Source organism: Escherichia sp. E4702, assembly GCF_963883545.1.
Taxonomy (GTDB): Bacteria; Pseudomonadota; Gammaproteobacteria; order Enterobacterales; family Enterobacteriaceae; genus Escherichia.
In genome coordinates this window covers 258,972-274,884 of record NZ_CAWORF010000005.1, presented here as the reverse complement: position 1 = coordinate 274,884, position 15,913 = coordinate 258,972, and the positions used below count along the sequence as shown (strand labels likewise).

The window sequence follows — 15,913 nt, the reverse complement described above, 5'->3', positions numbered from 1 at the left end:
GGTGCATCCGGGAGGATGACTCACTGGCGTTCGCCCTTCGGGCCGTTGCTAGCGCAACGTTATCCTCCCTGGTGCATACATCAATATTGCAGACCATGAAGATTATCAATCGTGAGTAATACAGAGAAGATGGTGCATCCGGGAGGATTCGAACCTCCGACCGCTCGGTTCGTAGCCGAGTACTCTATCCAGCTGAGCTACGGATGCATCGGGAAATTTATTTTACTGCTGATNTTTTGATACCGCTACTAAAGCCGTATCAAGTAAGAGATGGTGCATCCGGGAGGATTCGAACCTCCGACCGCTCGGTTCGTAGCCGAGTACTCTATCCAGCTGAGCTACGGATGCAAATGGCGGTGAGGCGGGGATTCGAACCCCGGATGCAGCTTTTGACCGCATACTCCCTTAGCAGGGGAGCGCCTTCAGCCTCTCGGCCACCTCACCACACGCCTCTTACGAGTGCTTCGAAGAACTTGTTTATCGCTCATCGTCGCTGCGTGGCGCACATATTACTTTCTGAGACTTATAAGTCAAACAATTTTTCCCACACTTTTATCGTTTGCACACTTCGCGCTCAATTAGTCTGTAAAAACGTCAAAAAGAGTGTTTTATCAACAGAAAAACAGGCCTCTGACAGGTAGCAGTGATAGAGAAAAATGAAGGCAAAAGTTAAATGAACGGGAGTAACGCGAAAAGAAAATGAAGTGAAGGAGAAATTTTGAGGGTGCGTCTCACCGTTAAAGATGAGACGCGGAAAGATTAGTAACTGGACTGCTGGGATTTTTCAGCCTGGATACGCTGGTAGATCTCTTCACGGTGAACAGAAACTTCCTTCGGGGCGTTTACGCCAATACGTACCTGGTTGCCCTTTACCCCTAAAACTGTCACGGTGACCTCATCCCCAATCATGAGGGTCTCACCAACTCGACGAGTCAGAATCAGCATTCTTTGCTCCTTGAAAGATTAAAAGAGTCGGGTCTCTCTGTATCCCGGCATTATCCATCATATAACGCCAAAAAGTAAGCAATGACAAACACATTACATCTAAGCAGTCATGGCATTACATTCTGTTAAACCTAAGTTTAGCCGATATACACAACTTCAACCTGACTTTATCATTGTCGATAGCGTCGATGCGAATGCCGTGAAGCAAGTCCACGGCATTGCCTGACACTTATATTATTGCAATTTCGCGCTGACCCAGCCTTTCACACTGGCTAACGCTGCAGGTAAGGCCGCAGCATCCGTACCACCGGCTTGCGCCATGTCAGGACGTCCACCACCCTTGCCGCCCACCTGCTGAGCGACCATACCAATCAGTTCCCCTGCTTTCACGCGATCTGTGACGTCCTTAGATACGCCTGCAATCAGAGAAACCTTACCTTCGGCTACCGTTGCCAGCACGATAATTGTCGACCCCAGCTGATTTTTTAAATCGTCAACCATGGTGCGCAACATTTTCGGCTCAACACCGCTAAGCTCACTAACCAACAGCTTAACACCATTAACATCAATTGCCTTACTGGAAAGATTTGCGCTCTCCTGTGCGGCAGCCTGTTCTTTAAGCTGTTGTAACTCTTTTTCCAGCTGACGCGTACGTTCCAGTACTGAGCGCACTTTATCAGCCAGATTATTGCTATCGCCTTTCAGCAGATGCGCGACTTCGCTTAAGCGATCGCTGTCTGCATGAACGGTGGCGATAGCACCTTCTCCGGTTACCGCTTCGATACGACGAACGCCTGCAGCAGTACCCGATTCAGAAATGATACGGAACAGACCAATATCACCGGTGCGGCTGGCGTGAGTACCACCACACAGCTCGGTGGAGAAATCGCCCATGCTCAGCACACGTACACGTTCATCATACTTCTCGCCGAACAGCGCCATCGCACCTTTCGCTTTCGCCGCTTCGAGATCCATGATGTTGGTTTCGATAGGCAAGTTACGACGAATCTGCGCGTTCACCAGATCTTCGACAGCACGAATCTCTTCTGGTTTCATCGCTTCGTTATGCGAGAAGTCAAAACGCAGCACCTTGTCATTAACCAGCGAACCTTTCTGGGAGACATGAGTACCCAGAACCTGACGCAGCGCAGCGTGCATCAGGTGCGTTGCGGAGTGATTCAGACGAATACGAGCGCGACGAGCTTCATCTACATCTGCCTGTACCGCGTCGCCCACTTTCAGAGAACCCGCAGCAAGTTTACCGATGTGACCAATCGCCTGGCCATATTTCTGCGTATCTTCCACCGCAAAGGAGAAGTTAGCGCCTTTCAGTTCGCCTTTATCGCCAACCTGACCGCCGGATTCTGCATAGAATGGCGTTTGATCCAGCACGACCACAGCTTCCTGGCCTGCATTGATGGCATCAACCGCTTTACCATCAACAAACAGCGCGGTCACTTTGCCGTTCAGTTCCAGATGATCATAGCCTTTAAATTCAGATGCGCTATCAACACGGATCATCGCGTTGTAATCGGCACCAAAGCCGCTGGCTTCGCGCGCACGACGACGCTGCTCTTCCATTGCTGCTTCAAATCCAACTTCGTCAACTTTGATGTTGCGCTCACGGCAAACGTCAGCCGTCAGGTCAACCGGGAAGCCGTAGGTGTCGTACAGGCGGAAAGCAGTTTCGCCATCCAGCGTATCACCAGAAAGTTTTGCCAGCTCTTCATCCAGCAGCGCCAGACCGCGCTCCAGAGTACGGGCAAACTGCTCTTCTTCAGTCTTCAGCACCTGCTCAACCTGCGCCTGCTGGCGCTTCAGGTCTTCACCCGCAGAGCCCATAACGTCGATCAGCGGACCAACCAGTTTGTAGAAGAAGGTTTCTTTCGCGCCCAGCATATTGCCGTGACGCACTGCGCGACGAATGATACGACGCAGTACATAACCACGGTTTTCGTTGGACGGCATTACGCCATCCGCGATCAGGAACGCACAAGAACGAATGTGGTCAGCGATAACGCGCAGCGATTTATTGCTCAGATCGGTCGCGCCAGTCACCTTAGCCACCGCCTGAATCAGCGTACGGAACAGGTCGATATCATAGTTGGAGTTTACGTGTTGCAGCACGGCGGCAATACGCTCCAGACCCATACCGGTATCTACAGACGGCTTCGGCAGCGGTTCCATCGTGCCATCTGCCTGGCGGTTGAACTGCATGAAGACGATGTTCCAGATCTCAATGTAGCGGTCGCCGTCTTCTTCGGGGCTTCCCGGAGGGCCACCCCAAATGTGGTCGCCGTGATCGTAGAAGATTTCGGTGCACGGGCCGCACGGACCAGTGTCACCCATCTGCCAGAAGTTGTCAGATGCGTATGGCGCACCTTTGTTATCGCCGATGCGAATAATACGTTCGCGCGGGATCCCTACTTCTTTTTCCCAGATTTCGTAGGCTTCGTCGTCGCTTTCATAGACGGTAACCCACAGACGCTCTTTAGGCAGGGCAAACCATTTTTCGCTGGTCAGCAGTTCCCATGCAAACTGAATGGCATCGTGTTTGAAATAGTCGCCGAAGCTGAAGTTGCCCAGCATTTCGAAGAAGGTATGGTGACGCGCGGTGTAACCGACGTTTTCCAGGTCGTTGTGTTTACCACCCGCACGCACGCAGCGTTGGGAAGTGGTAGCGCGGGAATAATTACGCTTGTCGAGCCCAAGGAAGACATCCTTGAACTGGTTCATCCCGGCGTTGGTAAACAACAAAGTTGGGTCGTTATGGGGTACCAGGGAGCTGCTGGCAACTACCTGATGTCCCTTACTATGGAAAAAGTCGAGAAACGCCTGACGGATCTCAGCGGTGCTCTTGCTCATAATTATCCTGAAATCAAGCTAACGAAATATCGCCACCAGCTACAGCGAGTCTTAACCGCCGGGCTGGTAACTGAAAAGTGGGAATAAGATAAGTTTTCTTGACTGGGAAGTAAAATACCGTATGCGTTCAGTCGGCAAAATTTCGCCAAATCTCCTGGATATCTTCCATCAGATAGCCACGATAGAGCAGAAAACGCTGGATCTTAACTTTTTCTGAAAAGACAGTTGGCAAAGGTTCGCCATATTTTCGCGTCGCCTGATCGCGCGCCAGTGCGCACCAGTCGATGTCACATTCACGCATCGCTTTTTCTGTCGCTTCGCGGGAAATACCTTTCTGATTCAGTTCCTGACGGATACGCGCAGGTCCATAACCTTTGCGGCTACGGCTGGCGATAAAGCGCGCCACAAATCGGCTGTCATCGAGATAGCCATGTTCATGGCACCAGGCAATAACGCGCTCGTAATCTTCTGCCGTGGCATCAATCTCTTCCGGGCCATTTTTGCCCATAATCGGTGCCGCGAGTTTACGTCGCAGTTCTTGCTCACTGTGATCGCGCACCGCCAGAATGCGTACCGCTCGATCCAACAGACGAGCATATGCCGGGCGACGGGATGTTGAGTCTGTCATGGCATATCCTTAAAACTTAAAAAGCAAAAGGGCCGCAGATGCGACCCAAGTTTTGCTGACAAAGTGGCGTTGTTCATGCCGGATGCGGCGTGAGCGCCTTATCCGTCCTACAAACCGTGCAACTTCAATACATTGCAGAGAACATGTAGGCCTGATAAGCGTAGCGCATCAGGCAATTTTGCGTTTGTCATCCGTCTCAGATGCGCCCCTTGAGTATCAAACAAGACGATTAAAAATCTTCGTTAGTTTCTGCTACGCCTTCGCTGTCATCTACAGAGAAATCCGGCGTTGAGTTCGGGTTGCTCAGCAGCAGCTCACGTACTTTCTTCTCGATCTCTTTCGCAGTTTCTGGGTTATCTTTCAGCCAGGCAGTCGCATTCGCTTTACCCTGGCCGATCTTCTCACCTTTATAGCTGTACCACGCGCCAGCTTTCTCGATCAGCTTCTCTTTCACGCCCAGGTCAACCAGTTCGCCGTAGAAGTTGATGCCTTCACCGTAGAGGATCTGGAATTCAGCCTGTTTAAACGGCGCTGCAATTTTGTTCTTCACCACTTTCACGCGGGTTTCGCTACCCACTACGTTTTCGCCCTCTTTCACCGCGCCGATACGACGGATGTCGAGACGAACAGAGGCGTAGAATTTCAGCGCGTTACCACCGGTAGTGGTTTCCGGGTTACCGAACATCACACCAATTTTCATACGGATCTGGTTGATGAAGATCAGCAGCGTGTTGGACTGCTTCAGGTTACCCGCCAGCTTACGCATCGCCTGGCTCATCATACGTGCCGCAAGGCCCATGTGAGAGTCGCCGATTTCACCTTCGATTTCCGCTTTCGGTGTCAGTGCCGCCACGGAGTCAACGACGATAACGTCTACTGCGCCAGAACGTGCCAGGGCGTCACAGATTTCCAGTGCCTGCTCGCCGGTGTCCGGCTGGGAGCACAGCAGGTTGTCGATATCGACACCCAGTTTACGTGCATATACTGGGTCCAACGCGTGTTCAGCATCGATAAACGCACAGGTTTTACCTTCGCGCTGGGCAGCGGCAATCACCTGCAGCGTCAGCGTGGTTTTACCGGAAGATTCCGGTCCGTAGATTTCGACGATACGGCCCATCGGCAGACCACCTGCCCCGAGCGCGATATCCAGTGAAAGCGAACCAGTAGAGATGGTTTCCACATCCATGGAACGGTCTTCACCCAGGCGCATGATGGAGCCTTTACCAAATTGTTTCTCAATCTGGCCCAGTGCTGCCGCCAACGCTTTCTGTTTGTTTTCGTCGATAGCCATTTTTACTCCTGTCATGCCGGGTAATACCGGATAGTCAATATGTTCTGTTGAAGCAATTATACTGTATAGTCATACAGTATCAAGTGTTTTGTAGAAATTGTTGCCGCAGCGTATTTAAGGCATAAGCCGTCGCCTTACGACGCACGGCATCGCGGTCGCCGCTAAAGCATTCCCGGCGGGTAATGCCTTCGCCGCGGGCTGTGGCAAAAGCAAACCAGACGGTGCCGACAGGCTTCTCTTCGCTGCCGCCATCCGGTCCGGCGATGCCACTGATAGCAACCGCATAATCAGCACGAGCCGCTTTCAGTGCGCCTATCGCCATTTCCACCACGACAGGTTCACTCACCGCGCCATGCTGCGCCAGCGTCTCTTCGCGTACGCCGATCATCTGCGCTTTGGCTTCGTTACTGTAGGTGACAAATCCGCGTTCAAACCAGGCGGAACTGCCGGCAATATCGGTAATCACTTTCGCTACCCAACCGCCAGTACAGGATTCAGCGGTTGTTACGGTTGCGCCACGGGATTTCAGCGCCAGCCCTACCTGCTCGCTTAACTGCATCAGTTCACTGTCAGTCATCACAACCTCTGTCAGTCAAAAATTTATGCCGGACAAGATAGCACTTTCCCGCAGAAGATGGGGATCAGCGATTCATTTTACGAGTCGCATTCCGAAATAAGACTGTTGCGGCCAACCGGTAAAGAAAAACGCTACCATGCAGCGTTCATATTGCCAGGTATTCACAGGGAGAGAAAAATAATGACAACAAAGAAAACGGATAACACCCCCCAAAACGTGCTTAAACAGACCACGCAAATACGTATGTGGGTCATCATTGGTGGCATCAGCGCACTGGTTTCAGTGATATGTAAGATTTTATCTTCTGGCTATCTTGAACCTTTCGACTTCGGTCAGGCTGCGTTAGGCGTTGTCTGCCTGGGATATGCGATATCGCTGTCAAAAAAATCAGGCAATTACGTCATTCGAATAAACAGTAAGAAAGCAGAGGGAAGTTTAACCTCCCTCTTGCAGATAGTTACTGTACGCGCGCCAGCGCCACCGCTTGTCCTAACTGCCAGACCGCCATTGCGTAATGGGTGCTGTGGTTATAACGGGTAATGGTGTAGAAGTTCGGCAGACCGTACCAGTACTGATAACCTGTTCCAACATCCAGACGCAGCAGGCTGGCCTGTTGATGGTTGCCCAGCGACTGCTGTGGCGTTAAACCTGCCGCAGCAAGCTGAGAAATGCTGTACTTGGTTTTGAAACCATTTGGCAAGCCTGGGGCCTGGCCGTTTGCCATCACCGCAACCTGATCACCTTTAACCCAGCCGTGCGCTTTGAAATAGTTCGCCACACTACCAATAGCATCAACCGGATCCCACAGGTTGATATGCCCGTCGCCGCTGAAATCTACCGCATATTGTTTGTAAGACGACGGCATAAACTGTCCGTAGCCCATCGCACCGGCAAAGGAACCTTTCAGATTGAGCGGATCGTCCTGCTCATCGCGCGCCATCAGCAGAAAAGTTTCCAGCTCGCCAGAGAAATACTCCGCGCGGCGTGGGTAGTTAAATGACAGCGTTGCCAGCGCATCGAGGATGCGGGTTTTCCCCATCACGCGCCCCCAGCGGGTTTCGACGCCGATAATCCCGACGATAATTTCCGGCGGTACACCATACACCTGCCACGCGCGATTCAGCGCATCTTCATACTGATTCCAGAAAACCACGCCGTTCTGCACGTTATCCGGCGTAATAAATTTTTTGCGATAACGCAGCCATGCGCCGTTCGGACCGGATGGCGGTTTCACCGATGTGGTTGGCGCCTGGTTATCCATCAGCCGCAGTACCGAATCCAGACGTTTCGCCTGAGAGAGAATTTCCTGCAACTGCTGACGATCGAAACCGTGTTTGTTCACCATTTTTTCGATGAACTGCTGGGCATTGGGGTTATTGGCAAAATCACCGCCCATCTGCATCACATTGTGCTGCGGCTCAAGCAGGAAGCCGCCGGACGGCGTTCCGGTGGTTGTCTCAGTCGGTTTTGGCTTGCTGCTACAGGCGGCAAGTAACACAAAAAGGGGAAGCAATGTTACATAACGATGCTTGAACATGAGGGGTCCATTTAACAAATTCAACCAGGGGCAAGTATGGTAAAGCATCCCGCCCAGCACAAGGAAGCGGTAGTCTGTTTTCGGCACTCAATTTCTCTTTAGTCTCTTCTTTCAGTTCATATTTTTTCTTAAAGTATGTTGTAACTAAATTCACATATGTTGTTTCCCTTCCCATAGCGCTGGATAATGAGCGCTCATTCCGGCCATCAATCCCTGGCTGGAATAAATAAATGGACCTTAACCGGAGAGAGCAATGAGTGAAGCACTACTGAACGCGGGACGTCAGACGTTAATACTGGAGTTGCAGGAAGCAAGCCGTTTACCGGAACGTCTGGGCGATGATTTTGTTCGCGCCGCCAATATCATCCTGCACTGCGAAGGCAAAGTGGTGGTTTCGGGAATTGGCAAATCGGGCCACATTGGTAAGAAAATCGCCGCAACACTTGCCAGCACCGGCACACCGGCTTTTTTTGTCCATCCGGCAGAAGCACTGCACGGCGATCTGGGGATGATTGAAAGCCGCGATGTGATGCTGTTTATCTCCTACTCCGGTGGCGCGAAGGAACTGGATCTGATTATTCCGCGTCTGGAAGACAAATCTATCGCGCTGCTGGCGATGACCGGCAAACCGACGTCACCGCTGGGCCTGGCGGCGAAAGCGGTGCTGGATATCTCCGTAGAACGCGAAGCCTGCCCGATGCACCTTGCACCGACCTCCAGCACTGTGAATACCCTGATGATGGGTGATGCGCTGGCGATGGCGGTCATGCAGGCGCGCGGATTTAATGAAGAAGATTTTGCCCGCTCCCACCCTGCTGGCGCACTGGGCGCTCGCTTGCTGAATAAAGTGCATCATCTGATGCGCCGTGATGACGCTATCCCGCAAGTGGCGTTAACCGCCAGCGTGATGGATGCGATGCTGGAGCTCAGTCGCACCGGTCTGGGGCTGGTGGCGGTATGTGACGCTCAACAACAGGTACAAGGCGTCTTTACCGACGGCGATTTACGTCGCTGGCTGGTTGGCGGCGGCGCACTCACCACGCCAGTTAATGAAGCGATGACGGTCGGCGGCACCACGTTGCAATCGCAAAGTCGTGCCATCGACGCCAAAGAGATCCTGATGAAGCGCAAAATCACTGCCGCACCGGTGGTGGATGAAAACGGCAAACTCACCGGCGCAATTAACCTGCAGGATTTCTATCAGGCTGGGATTATTTAATCCTTCAATCCCAGACGTTTCGCCAGCCGATGCAGGTTGGCGACGTCGGTTTCCAGCATCCGCGCGCAGGCAGCCCAGTTGTGATGATTTTGTGCCAGTGCCTGGCGAATGGTTTCACGCTGGAACGCTTCTGTCGCTTCACGCAGATTTTGCTTAACGACGGGCGTTGTCATCACTTCTGGCGGCGGCAATGCCTCCTCAGGAAAAGCAAAATGTTGCGCCTCAAGAGTCACTTCATCGCCGCTGCGAGTGGCTCTCGCCAGCACTACCGCCCGATGAATAGCATGTTCCAGTTCGCGCACGTTCCCCGGAAAACTGTAGTGTTGCAGTAATTTTCGCGCCCCGGCACTTAATACCACGCGGGAGAGCCCCAGCCGCAAACGACACTGCTCGCAGAAATACCCCGCCAGCAGAATGACATCATCGCCCCGCTCACGCAGCGGCGGCACCGAAAGCGGAAACACGCTCAGGCGATGGAACAAATCGGCGCGGAATCGCCCTGCCAGCACCTCTTCGCGCAAATCGCGGTTAGTCGCCGCCAGCACGCGCACATCGACCCGCAAACTGCGGTCATCACCAACGCGCTGAATATCGCCATACTGCAACACCCGCAGCAGCTTGGCCTGCAATGCCAACGACAACTCGCCGATCTCATCCAGAAACAGCGTGCCGTTATCCGCCATTTCAAACTTCCCGCTGCGGTTACTGATAGCGCCAGTAAACGCTCCTTTCACATGCCCGAACAACTCACTTTCCGCCACACTTTCCGGCAGTGCGGCACAGTTGAGATAGACCAGCGGATTCACCGCCCGTGGCGAGGCTTCATGAATCGCTTTCGCCACCAGCTCCTTACCGGTTCCCGTCTCACCGCTGATCAGGACGTTGAGATCGGACGCCGCCACAATCTCAATCTCTTTTTTCAGTTGCATCATGCCTGGGGACAGACCGATCATCTGCGTCTGTTTCACCGCTTCAAACGGCGCGGCATCGCCTGGCAGCATATTCTGGCTTTCCAGTTGCTCAATCAGCAACGCATTGCTTAACGCTCCCGCCGCCAGCGCAGCAATCAGCCGTAACTCTTCGTCGCTGAAAACATCGAACTGATCGGGCTGCATCCCGTCGAGCGTCAGTGCGCCGATCAGGTTTTGTCCGGCAAACAACGGCAGACCAACACAGGCGTGAACCTTCAGACTCTCCTGCCCTGGAATCAAACCGTCATAGGGATCGGGCAATTCGCTGTCTGCGGGAAAACGCACCACATCACCCGCGCGGGCAATCGCTTCCAGCCGTGGATGACCTTCCAGCGCAAAGCGTCTACCGAGTACATCCTTAGCCAGCCCGTCGATGGCAAGCGGAATAAACTGCCGCGAGTCGTAACGTAGCAACGCAGACGCATCGCACTCCAGCACCTGACGCAGCGTGGTGATCAGGCGCTGAAAACGATCCTGATGACCAATCCCACGCTGCAATTCGATGGCGATATTCGCCAGCACATCAACGGAAAAACTCATCTTTGCCTCACTGTCAATTTGACTATAGATATTGTCATATCGACCATTTTATTAATAGTCATTTTGACTACTCATTAATGAGCATAATTTTATTTATAGAGTAAAAACAATTAGATAAAAAACTGGCACGCAATCTGCAATTAGCAAGACATCTTTTTAGAACACGCTGAATAAATTGAGGTTGCTATGTCTATTGTGGTGAAAAATAACATTCATTGGGTTGGTCAACGTGACTGGGAAGTACGAGATTTTCACGGCACGGAATATAAAACGCTGCGCGGCAGCAGCTACAACAGCTACCTCATCCGCGAAGAAAAAAACGTGCTGATCGACACCGTCGACCATAAATTCAGCCGCGAATTTGTGCAGAACCTGCGTAATGAAATCGATCTGGCGGATATCGATTACATCGTGATTAACCATGCTGAAGAGGACCACGCCGGGGCGCTGACCGAACTGATGGCGCAAATTCCCGATACGCCGATCTACTGTACAGCCAACGCTATCGACTCGATAAATGGTCATCACCATCATCCGGAGTGGAATTTTAATGTGGTGAAAACTGGCGACACGCTGGATATCGGCAACGGCAAACAGCTCATTTTTGTCGAAACGCCAATGCTGCACTGGCCGGACAGCATGATGACTTACCTGACAGGCGACGCAGTGCTGTTCAGTAACGATGCTTTCGGTCAGCACTACTGCGACGAGCATCTGTTCAACGATGAAGTGGATCAGACGGAGCTTTTCGAACAGTGCCAGCGTTACTACGCCAATATCCTGACGCCGTTCAGCCGCCTGGTAACGCCGAAAATTACCGAGATCCTGGGCTTTAACTTACCAGTCGATATGATAGCGACCTCTCACGGCGTGGTATGGCGCGATAACCCGACGCAAATTGTCGAGCTGTACCTGAAATGGGCGGCGGATTATCAGGAAGACAGAATCACCATTTTCTACGACACCATGTCGAATAATACCCGCATGATGGCCGATGCTATCGCCCAAGGGATTGCGGAAACCGACCCGCGCGTGGCGGTGAAAATTTTCAACGTCGCCCGAAGCGATAAAAACGAAATCCTGACCAATGTCTTCCGCTCAAAAGGCGTGTTGGTCGGCACTTCAACGATGAATAACGTGATGATGCCGAAAATCGCCGGGCTGGTGGAGGAGATGACCGGTTTACGCTTCCGTAACAAACGCGCCAGTGCTTTCGGCTCTCACGGCTGGAGCGGCGGTGCGGTGGATCGTCTTTCCACGCGCCTGCAGGATGCGGGTTTCGAAATGTCGCTTAGCCTGAAAGCCAAATGGCGACCGGACCAGGACGCTCTGGAGTTATGCCGTGAACACGGTCGCGAAATCGCCCGTCAGTGGGCGCTCGCGCCGCTGCCGCAGAGCACGGTGAATACGGTGGTTAAAGAAGAAACCTCTGCCACCACGACGGCTGACCTCGGCCCACGGATGCAGTGCAGCGTCTGCCAGTGGATTTACGATCCGGCAAAAGGAGAGCCAATGCAGGACGTTGCACCGGGAACGCCGTGGAGTGAAGTTCCGGATAACTTCCTCTGCCCGGAATGCTCCCTCGGCAAAGACGTCTTTGACGAACTGGCATCGGAGGCAAAATGAGCAACGGCATTGTGATCATTGGTTCGGGCTTCGCCGCCCGCCAACTGGTGAAAAATATTCGCAAACAGGACGCCAGTATTCCATTAACCCTGATTGCCGCCGACAGCATGGATGAGTACAACAAACCTGACCTCAGCCATGTTATCAGCCAGGGGCAATGTGCCGACGACCTTACCCGCCAGACGGCGGGTGAATTTGCCGAGCAGTTTAATCTGCGCCTGTTTCCACACACCTGGGTGACGGATATCGATGCCGAAGCCCATGTAGTGAAAAGCCAGAATAATCAGTGGCAATACGACAAGTTAGTGCTGGCAACCGGTGCCAGCGCCTTTGTCCCGCCAGTGCCCGGGCGTGAGTTAATGCTGACGTTAAATAGTCAGCAAGAGTATCGCGCCTGTGAAACGCAACTGCGGGATGCCCGACGCGTGTTGATTGTTGGCGGTGGCTTGATTGGTAGCGAACTGGCGATGGATTTTTGTCGGGCAGGCAAAGCAGTCACGCTAATCGACAACGCTGCCAGTATTCTGGCGTCGTTAATGCCACCGGAAGTAAGCAGCCGCTTGCAGCATCGGTTGACGGAGATGGGCGTTCATCTGCTGTTGAAATCTCAGTTGCAGGGGCTGGAAAAAACGGATTCTGGCATTCTGGCAACGCTGGACCGCCAGCGTAGCATCGAAGTGGATGCGGTAATTGCCGCCACCGGACTGCACCCGGAAACAGCCCTGGCACGACGCGCCGGGCTGACGATTAATCGCGGCGTTTGCGTCGATAGTTATCTGCAAACCAGTAATGCCGATATTTATGCGCTGGGCGATTGCGCGGAAATTAACGGTCAGGTATTGCCGTTCCTCCAGCCGATTCAACTTAGCGCGATGGTGCTGGCAAAAAATCTTCTCGGCAATAACACGCCGCTGAAACTCCCGGCGATGCTGGTGAAAATCAAAACGCCGGAATTACCGCTGCATCTGGCAGGCGAAACCCAGCGTCAGGATTTACGCTGGCAAATTAATACCGAACGCCAGGGAATGGTGGCGCGCGGCGTTGACGATGCTGACCAGCTTCGCGCCTTTGTGGTCAGTGAGGATCGGATGAAAGAGGCATTTGGATTGTTGAAAACATTGCCGATGTAGGTGGCCTATTGTGCCTAAAATGTCGGATGCGACGCTGGGCGTCTTATCCGACCTACGGGGAGCGCACGTGTAGGCCACATAATGCGTTCATGTCGCATCCAGCTACCGTGCCTAAAATGTCGGATGCGACGCTGGCGCGTCTTACCCGACCTACGGGGACGCATGTGTTGGTCACATAATGCGTTCCGCATCCAGCTACTGTACCCAAAATGTCGGATGCGATGCTGGCGCGTCTTACCCGACCTACGGGGAGCGCATCCGGCAATGGTGTCCAAATGCAACACGCTTTATCCGTTCTGGACTTCACCCGCTAACCAACGCGCCGCAGCAATAACCCCCTGCCCCAGAGACAAGCCGCCATCACCCGCCGGTAAACTCTGTGGAAAGAGCAACGTGAAATCTGCGAGATAATGCGCCAGACGTGCACGCAGCAAACGGTTATGAATAACCCCGCCGCTAAATACCAGCGTAGTGATACCACGCATCGTGGCCTGCTCACGCATCAACGCGGCAAAACCCTGCGCCAGCGCATCATGAAACGCCCACGCGCGTTGATTAACCGGTGCCTGCCAGTTCAGCCACTGCTGCCAGAAAGTGGCGAGATCCAGTTGATTGTCCACCAGCGGCATCGTCACCGGATGCGTCACTCCCTGGCTCGAAGCTGCCAGCGCCTCGAGGGCGCAAGCCGCTTCACCTTCATAACTTAACGTGGCTGGCGCACAGCCCAGCGCCGCCGCTACGGCATCGAACAAACGTCCACACGATGATGCCTGCGGCGCGTTAATTCCACGCTCAATGGCCCGCGCCAGCACGCTCCAGTTTTGCTGTTGCACACTTGCCGTTTCAGAGTAATTCTGCCACTCCGGCACAAAGCGCAGGCACTGCGCCAGCAGGTTTCGCCACGGCTGCTTCGCAGCCAAATCGCCCCCCGGAAGCGCCACCGCGGGCAAGCCGCCCAGGTGCTGGCATTCACGATAGTTCACCCGCAAACACTCGCCGCCCCACAAAGCGCCGTTCTCCCCCATACCAATACCGTCGAGCGTCAACGCAATGACATCACTGCCATCCAGCGGCCAGTGGTGTTCTGCCAGACACGCCGCTGCGTGGGCATGATGATGCAGCACCGTTTGCGTCGGCAGATTCATTTCGCGCGCCCACTGGCTGGAGACATAGCCCGGATGCGCGTCATGCACAACGTATTGCGGGGTAAAATCGTAGATGTTTTGCATCAGGCGTAACGCTTCGCGCCACTGCATCTGGATGCCATCGTCACTTAAATCGCCCAGATGCTGACTCAACACCGCTTGTTCACCGCGCACCAGGCAGAAGGTATTTTTCAGATCCGCGCCGAGACACAGCACAGGCGGAACATTTTTAAAGCCCGGAGGCAAAGCCAGCGCATCCGGCACATACCCCCGCGAACGGCGCAGCATTTCGCCGCTTTCGCGCACCACTGAATCATCCATCCGCTGCACGATGTCGCGGTTATGTAGCAAGAATCCGTCGGCAATGCCCTGCAAATCCGCCAGCGCCTGTTCGTTGCTGATAGCCGGTGGTTTACCGCTCAGGTTGCCGGAGGTCATCACCAGCGGACATTGCAGTTCCTGTAACAGCAAATGCTGGAGCGGGTTCGCGGGCAACATTACCCCGACTTCGTTAAGGTCAGGGGCGATATCATCACAAAGCTCAGGAACGTATTTTTTATCCACCAGCACAATCGGCGCGGCGGGCGTGGTAAGCAACTGGCGCGCAGCGTCTGGTAAACCGTCAGCCACTGGCAACATGACCGCCAGCGGTTTCGCCGGGCGATGTTTGCGCGCCCGCAGTGTCGCCACCGCGTTACTGTTACGTGCATCGCAGGCAAGATGAAATCCGCCAATCCCTTTGATGGCGACAATGTTGCCCATTTTTAACTGTGCGATAGCTGCCTGTAATGCCGCCTCTTGTTCTGCATGTTCACCATGACTTACCCATTCAAGATGCGGGCCACACTCCGGGCAGGCCACCGGCTGGGCGTGGAAGCGACGATCGAGCGGGTCACGGTACTCTTTGTCACAGGCCGGACACAGCGGAAACGCCGCCATCACGGTAAACGGGCGGTCGTAAGGCATCGCGCGAATAATGGTGAAACGCGGGCCGCAGTGGGTACAGTTGATAAACGGATAACGATAACGCCGTTCGCCTGGGGTATTCATTTCGGCAAGACAGGCAGGGCAAGTAGCGGCATCGGGAACAATTTGCGTATTCATGACGCCGCCCGCGCTCTGGCGGATAGTGAACTCAGTGGGCAGTTGTGACCAGATAAACGGCTCACGCTCGACGCTATCAATACGCGCCAGCGGTGGGCAGTGCTGATGCAATTGAACAAGAAACGTTTCCGGGTCTTCCAGCAACCGGACTTCTACGCCATCGCCGTCATTACAGACATCGCCGTGAAGATTTAATTGCTGTGCCAGCTGCCAGACAAACGGACGAAAACCGACGCCCTGCACTTTGCCACGAATACGCAGTTGGACACCGCAAGATGTGTTTTTTGCCATTGAGTTATTCCCGCCATCATGAATTGCGTAACCCGTCCAGCCGG

11 protein-coding genes and 3 tRNA genes are annotated in these 15,913 nt (G+C 53.6%); 3 read left to right on the top strand and 11 right to left on the bottom strand.

Annotated features, from left to right (window positions below; all coding sequences use genetic code 11):
- Positions 1–130 precede the first annotated feature (130 nt).
- The 9 genes from AACU94_RS02650 to mltB form a co-directional block, all read right to left on the bottom strand.
- Positions 131–207: transfer RNA gene (locus AACU94_RS02650), tRNA-Arg, on the bottom strand.
- A 64-nt stretch (positions 208–271) separates the two neighbouring features.
- Positions 272–348: transfer RNA gene (locus AACU94_RS02645), tRNA-Arg, on the bottom strand.
- Positions 349–351: 3 nt separating this feature from the next.
- Positions 352–444, bottom strand: a tRNA-Ser gene (locus tag AACU94_RS02640).
- A gap of 315 nt (positions 445–759) precedes the next feature.
- Positions 760–945 carry a carbon storage regulator CsrA gene (csrA, locus tag AACU94_RS02635; protein WP_000906486.1) on the bottom strand — a complete coding sequence of 62 codons (186 nt, stop codon included), beginning with the start codon at positions 943–945 and terminating at the stop codon, positions 760–762.
- Positions 946–1,179: 234 nt separating this feature from the next.
- Positions 1,180–3,810: an alanine--tRNA ligase gene (gene alaS / locus AACU94_RS02630; RefSeq protein WP_135488885.1), complete on the bottom strand. Its 2,631-nt coding sequence runs from the start codon at positions 3,808–3,810 to the stop codon at positions 1,180–1,182.
- Positions 3,811–3,937: 127 nt separating this feature from the next.
- Complete coding sequence (gene recX, locus AACU94_RS02625; protein ID WP_130221556.1) at positions 3,938–4,438, bottom strand: recombination regulator RecX; 501 nt, start codon at positions 4,436–4,438, stop codon at positions 3,938–3,940.
- Positions 4,439–4,667: 229 nt separating this feature from the next.
- On the bottom strand, positions 4,668–5,729 hold the full coding sequence (gene recA, locus AACU94_RS02620) for a recombinase RecA (protein WP_000963153.1): 1,062 nt from the start codon (positions 5,727–5,729) through the stop codon (positions 4,668–4,670).
- 79 nt (positions 5,730–5,808) lie between these two features.
- The gene (pncC, locus tag AACU94_RS02615; protein ID WP_130214441.1) at positions 5,809–6,306 is read right to left on the bottom strand and encodes a nicotinamide-nucleotide amidase; all 498 of its coding nucleotides are present in this window, start codon (positions 6,304–6,306) and stop codon (positions 5,809–5,811) included.
- A 457-nt stretch (positions 6,307–6,763) separates the two neighbouring features.
- Complete coding sequence (mltB, locus tag AACU94_RS02610; protein ID WP_135403802.1) at positions 6,764–7,843, bottom strand: lytic murein transglycosylase B; 1,080 nt, start codon at positions 7,841–7,843, stop codon at positions 6,764–6,766.
- Between the two features lie 253 nt (positions 7,844–8,096).
- Between mltB and gutQ the strand changes: the two genes are divergently transcribed.
- Positions 8,097–9,062: an arabinose-5-phosphate isomerase GutQ gene (gene gutQ, locus AACU94_RS02605; RefSeq protein WP_001287397.1), complete on the top strand. Its 966-nt coding sequence runs from the start codon at positions 8,097–8,099 to the stop codon at positions 9,060–9,062.
- On the opposite strand, the gene norR is transcribed toward gutQ, so the two are convergent.
- Positions 9,059–10,573: a nitric oxide reductase transcriptional regulator NorR gene (gene norR / locus AACU94_RS02600; protein ID WP_135488884.1), complete on the bottom strand. Its 1,515-nt coding sequence runs from the start codon at positions 10,571–10,573 to the stop codon at positions 9,059–9,061. The two genes, gutQ and norR, sit on opposite strands and share 4 nt — an antisense overlap.
- 186 nt (positions 10,574–10,759) lie before the next feature.
- Here norR and norV point away from each other — a divergent pair, with 186 nt between their 5' ends.
- Both norV and norW read left to right on the top strand, forming a co-directional pair.
- Positions 10,760–12,199, top strand: a complete 1,440-nt coding sequence (norV, locus tag AACU94_RS02595) for an anaerobic nitric oxide reductase flavorubredoxin (protein WP_000029622.1) — start codon at positions 10,760–10,762, stop codon at positions 12,197–12,199.
- On the top strand, positions 12,196–13,329 hold the full coding sequence (norW, locus tag AACU94_RS02590) for an NADH:flavorubredoxin reductase NorW (protein ID WP_135488883.1): 1,134 nt from the start codon (positions 12,196–12,198) through the stop codon (positions 13,327–13,329). Before norV ends, norW begins: the two co-directional genes overlap by 4 nt.
- A 287-nt stretch (positions 13,330–13,616) precedes the next feature.
- Here the strand turns inward: norW and hypF are convergent, their stop codons facing one another.
- Positions 13,617–15,869 (bottom strand): carbamoyltransferase HypF, encoded by a 2,253-nt coding sequence (gene hypF / locus AACU94_RS02585; RefSeq protein ID WP_135488882.1) that lies wholly within the window; start codon positions 15,867–15,869, stop codon positions 13,617–13,619.
- Positions 15,870–15,913 lie beyond the last annotated feature (44 nt).

What these genes read in the sequence shown, in the direction of transcription:
- mltB (WP_135403802.1), bottom strand. Translation starts at nt 7,843, where the DNA reads ATGTTCAAGCATCGTTATGTAACATTGCTTCCCCTTTTTGTGTTACTT.
- hypF (WP_135488882.1), bottom strand. Translation starts at nt 15,869, where the DNA reads ATGGCAAAAAACACATCTTGCGGTGTCCAACTGCGTATTCGTGGCAAA.
- recX (WP_130221556.1), bottom strand. Translation starts at nt 4,438, where the DNA reads ATGACAGACTCAACATCCCGTCGCCCGGCATATGCTCGTCTGTTGGAT.
- csrA (WP_000906486.1), bottom strand. Translation starts at nt 945, where the DNA reads ATGCTGATTCTGACTCGTCGAGTTGGTGAGACCCTCATGATTGGGGAT.
- norV (WP_000029622.1), top strand. Translation starts at nt 10,760, where the DNA reads ATGTCTATTGTGGTGAAAAATAACATTCATTGGGTTGGTCAACGTGAC.
- norW (WP_135488883.1), top strand. Translation starts at nt 12,196, where the DNA reads ATGAGCAACGGCATTGTGATCATTGGTTCGGGCTTCGCCGCCCGCCAA.
- pncC (WP_130214441.1), bottom strand. Translation starts at nt 6,306, where the DNA reads ATGACTGACAGTGAACTGATGCAGTTAAGCGAGCAGGTAGGGCTGGCG.
- norR (WP_135488884.1), bottom strand. Translation starts at nt 10,573, where the DNA reads ATGAGTTTTTCCGTTGATGTGCTGGCGAATATCGCCATCGAATTGCAG.
- alaS (WP_135488885.1), bottom strand. Translation starts at nt 3,810, where the DNA reads ATGAGCAAGAGCACCGCTGAGATCCGTCAGGCGTTTCTCGACTTTTTC.
- gutQ (WP_001287397.1), top strand. Translation starts at nt 8,097, where the DNA reads ATGAGTGAAGCACTACTGAACGCGGGACGTCAGACGTTAATACTGGAG.
- recA (WP_000963153.1), bottom strand. Translation starts at nt 5,729, where the DNA reads ATGGCTATCGACGAAAACAAACAGAAAGCGTTGGCGGCAGCACTGGGC.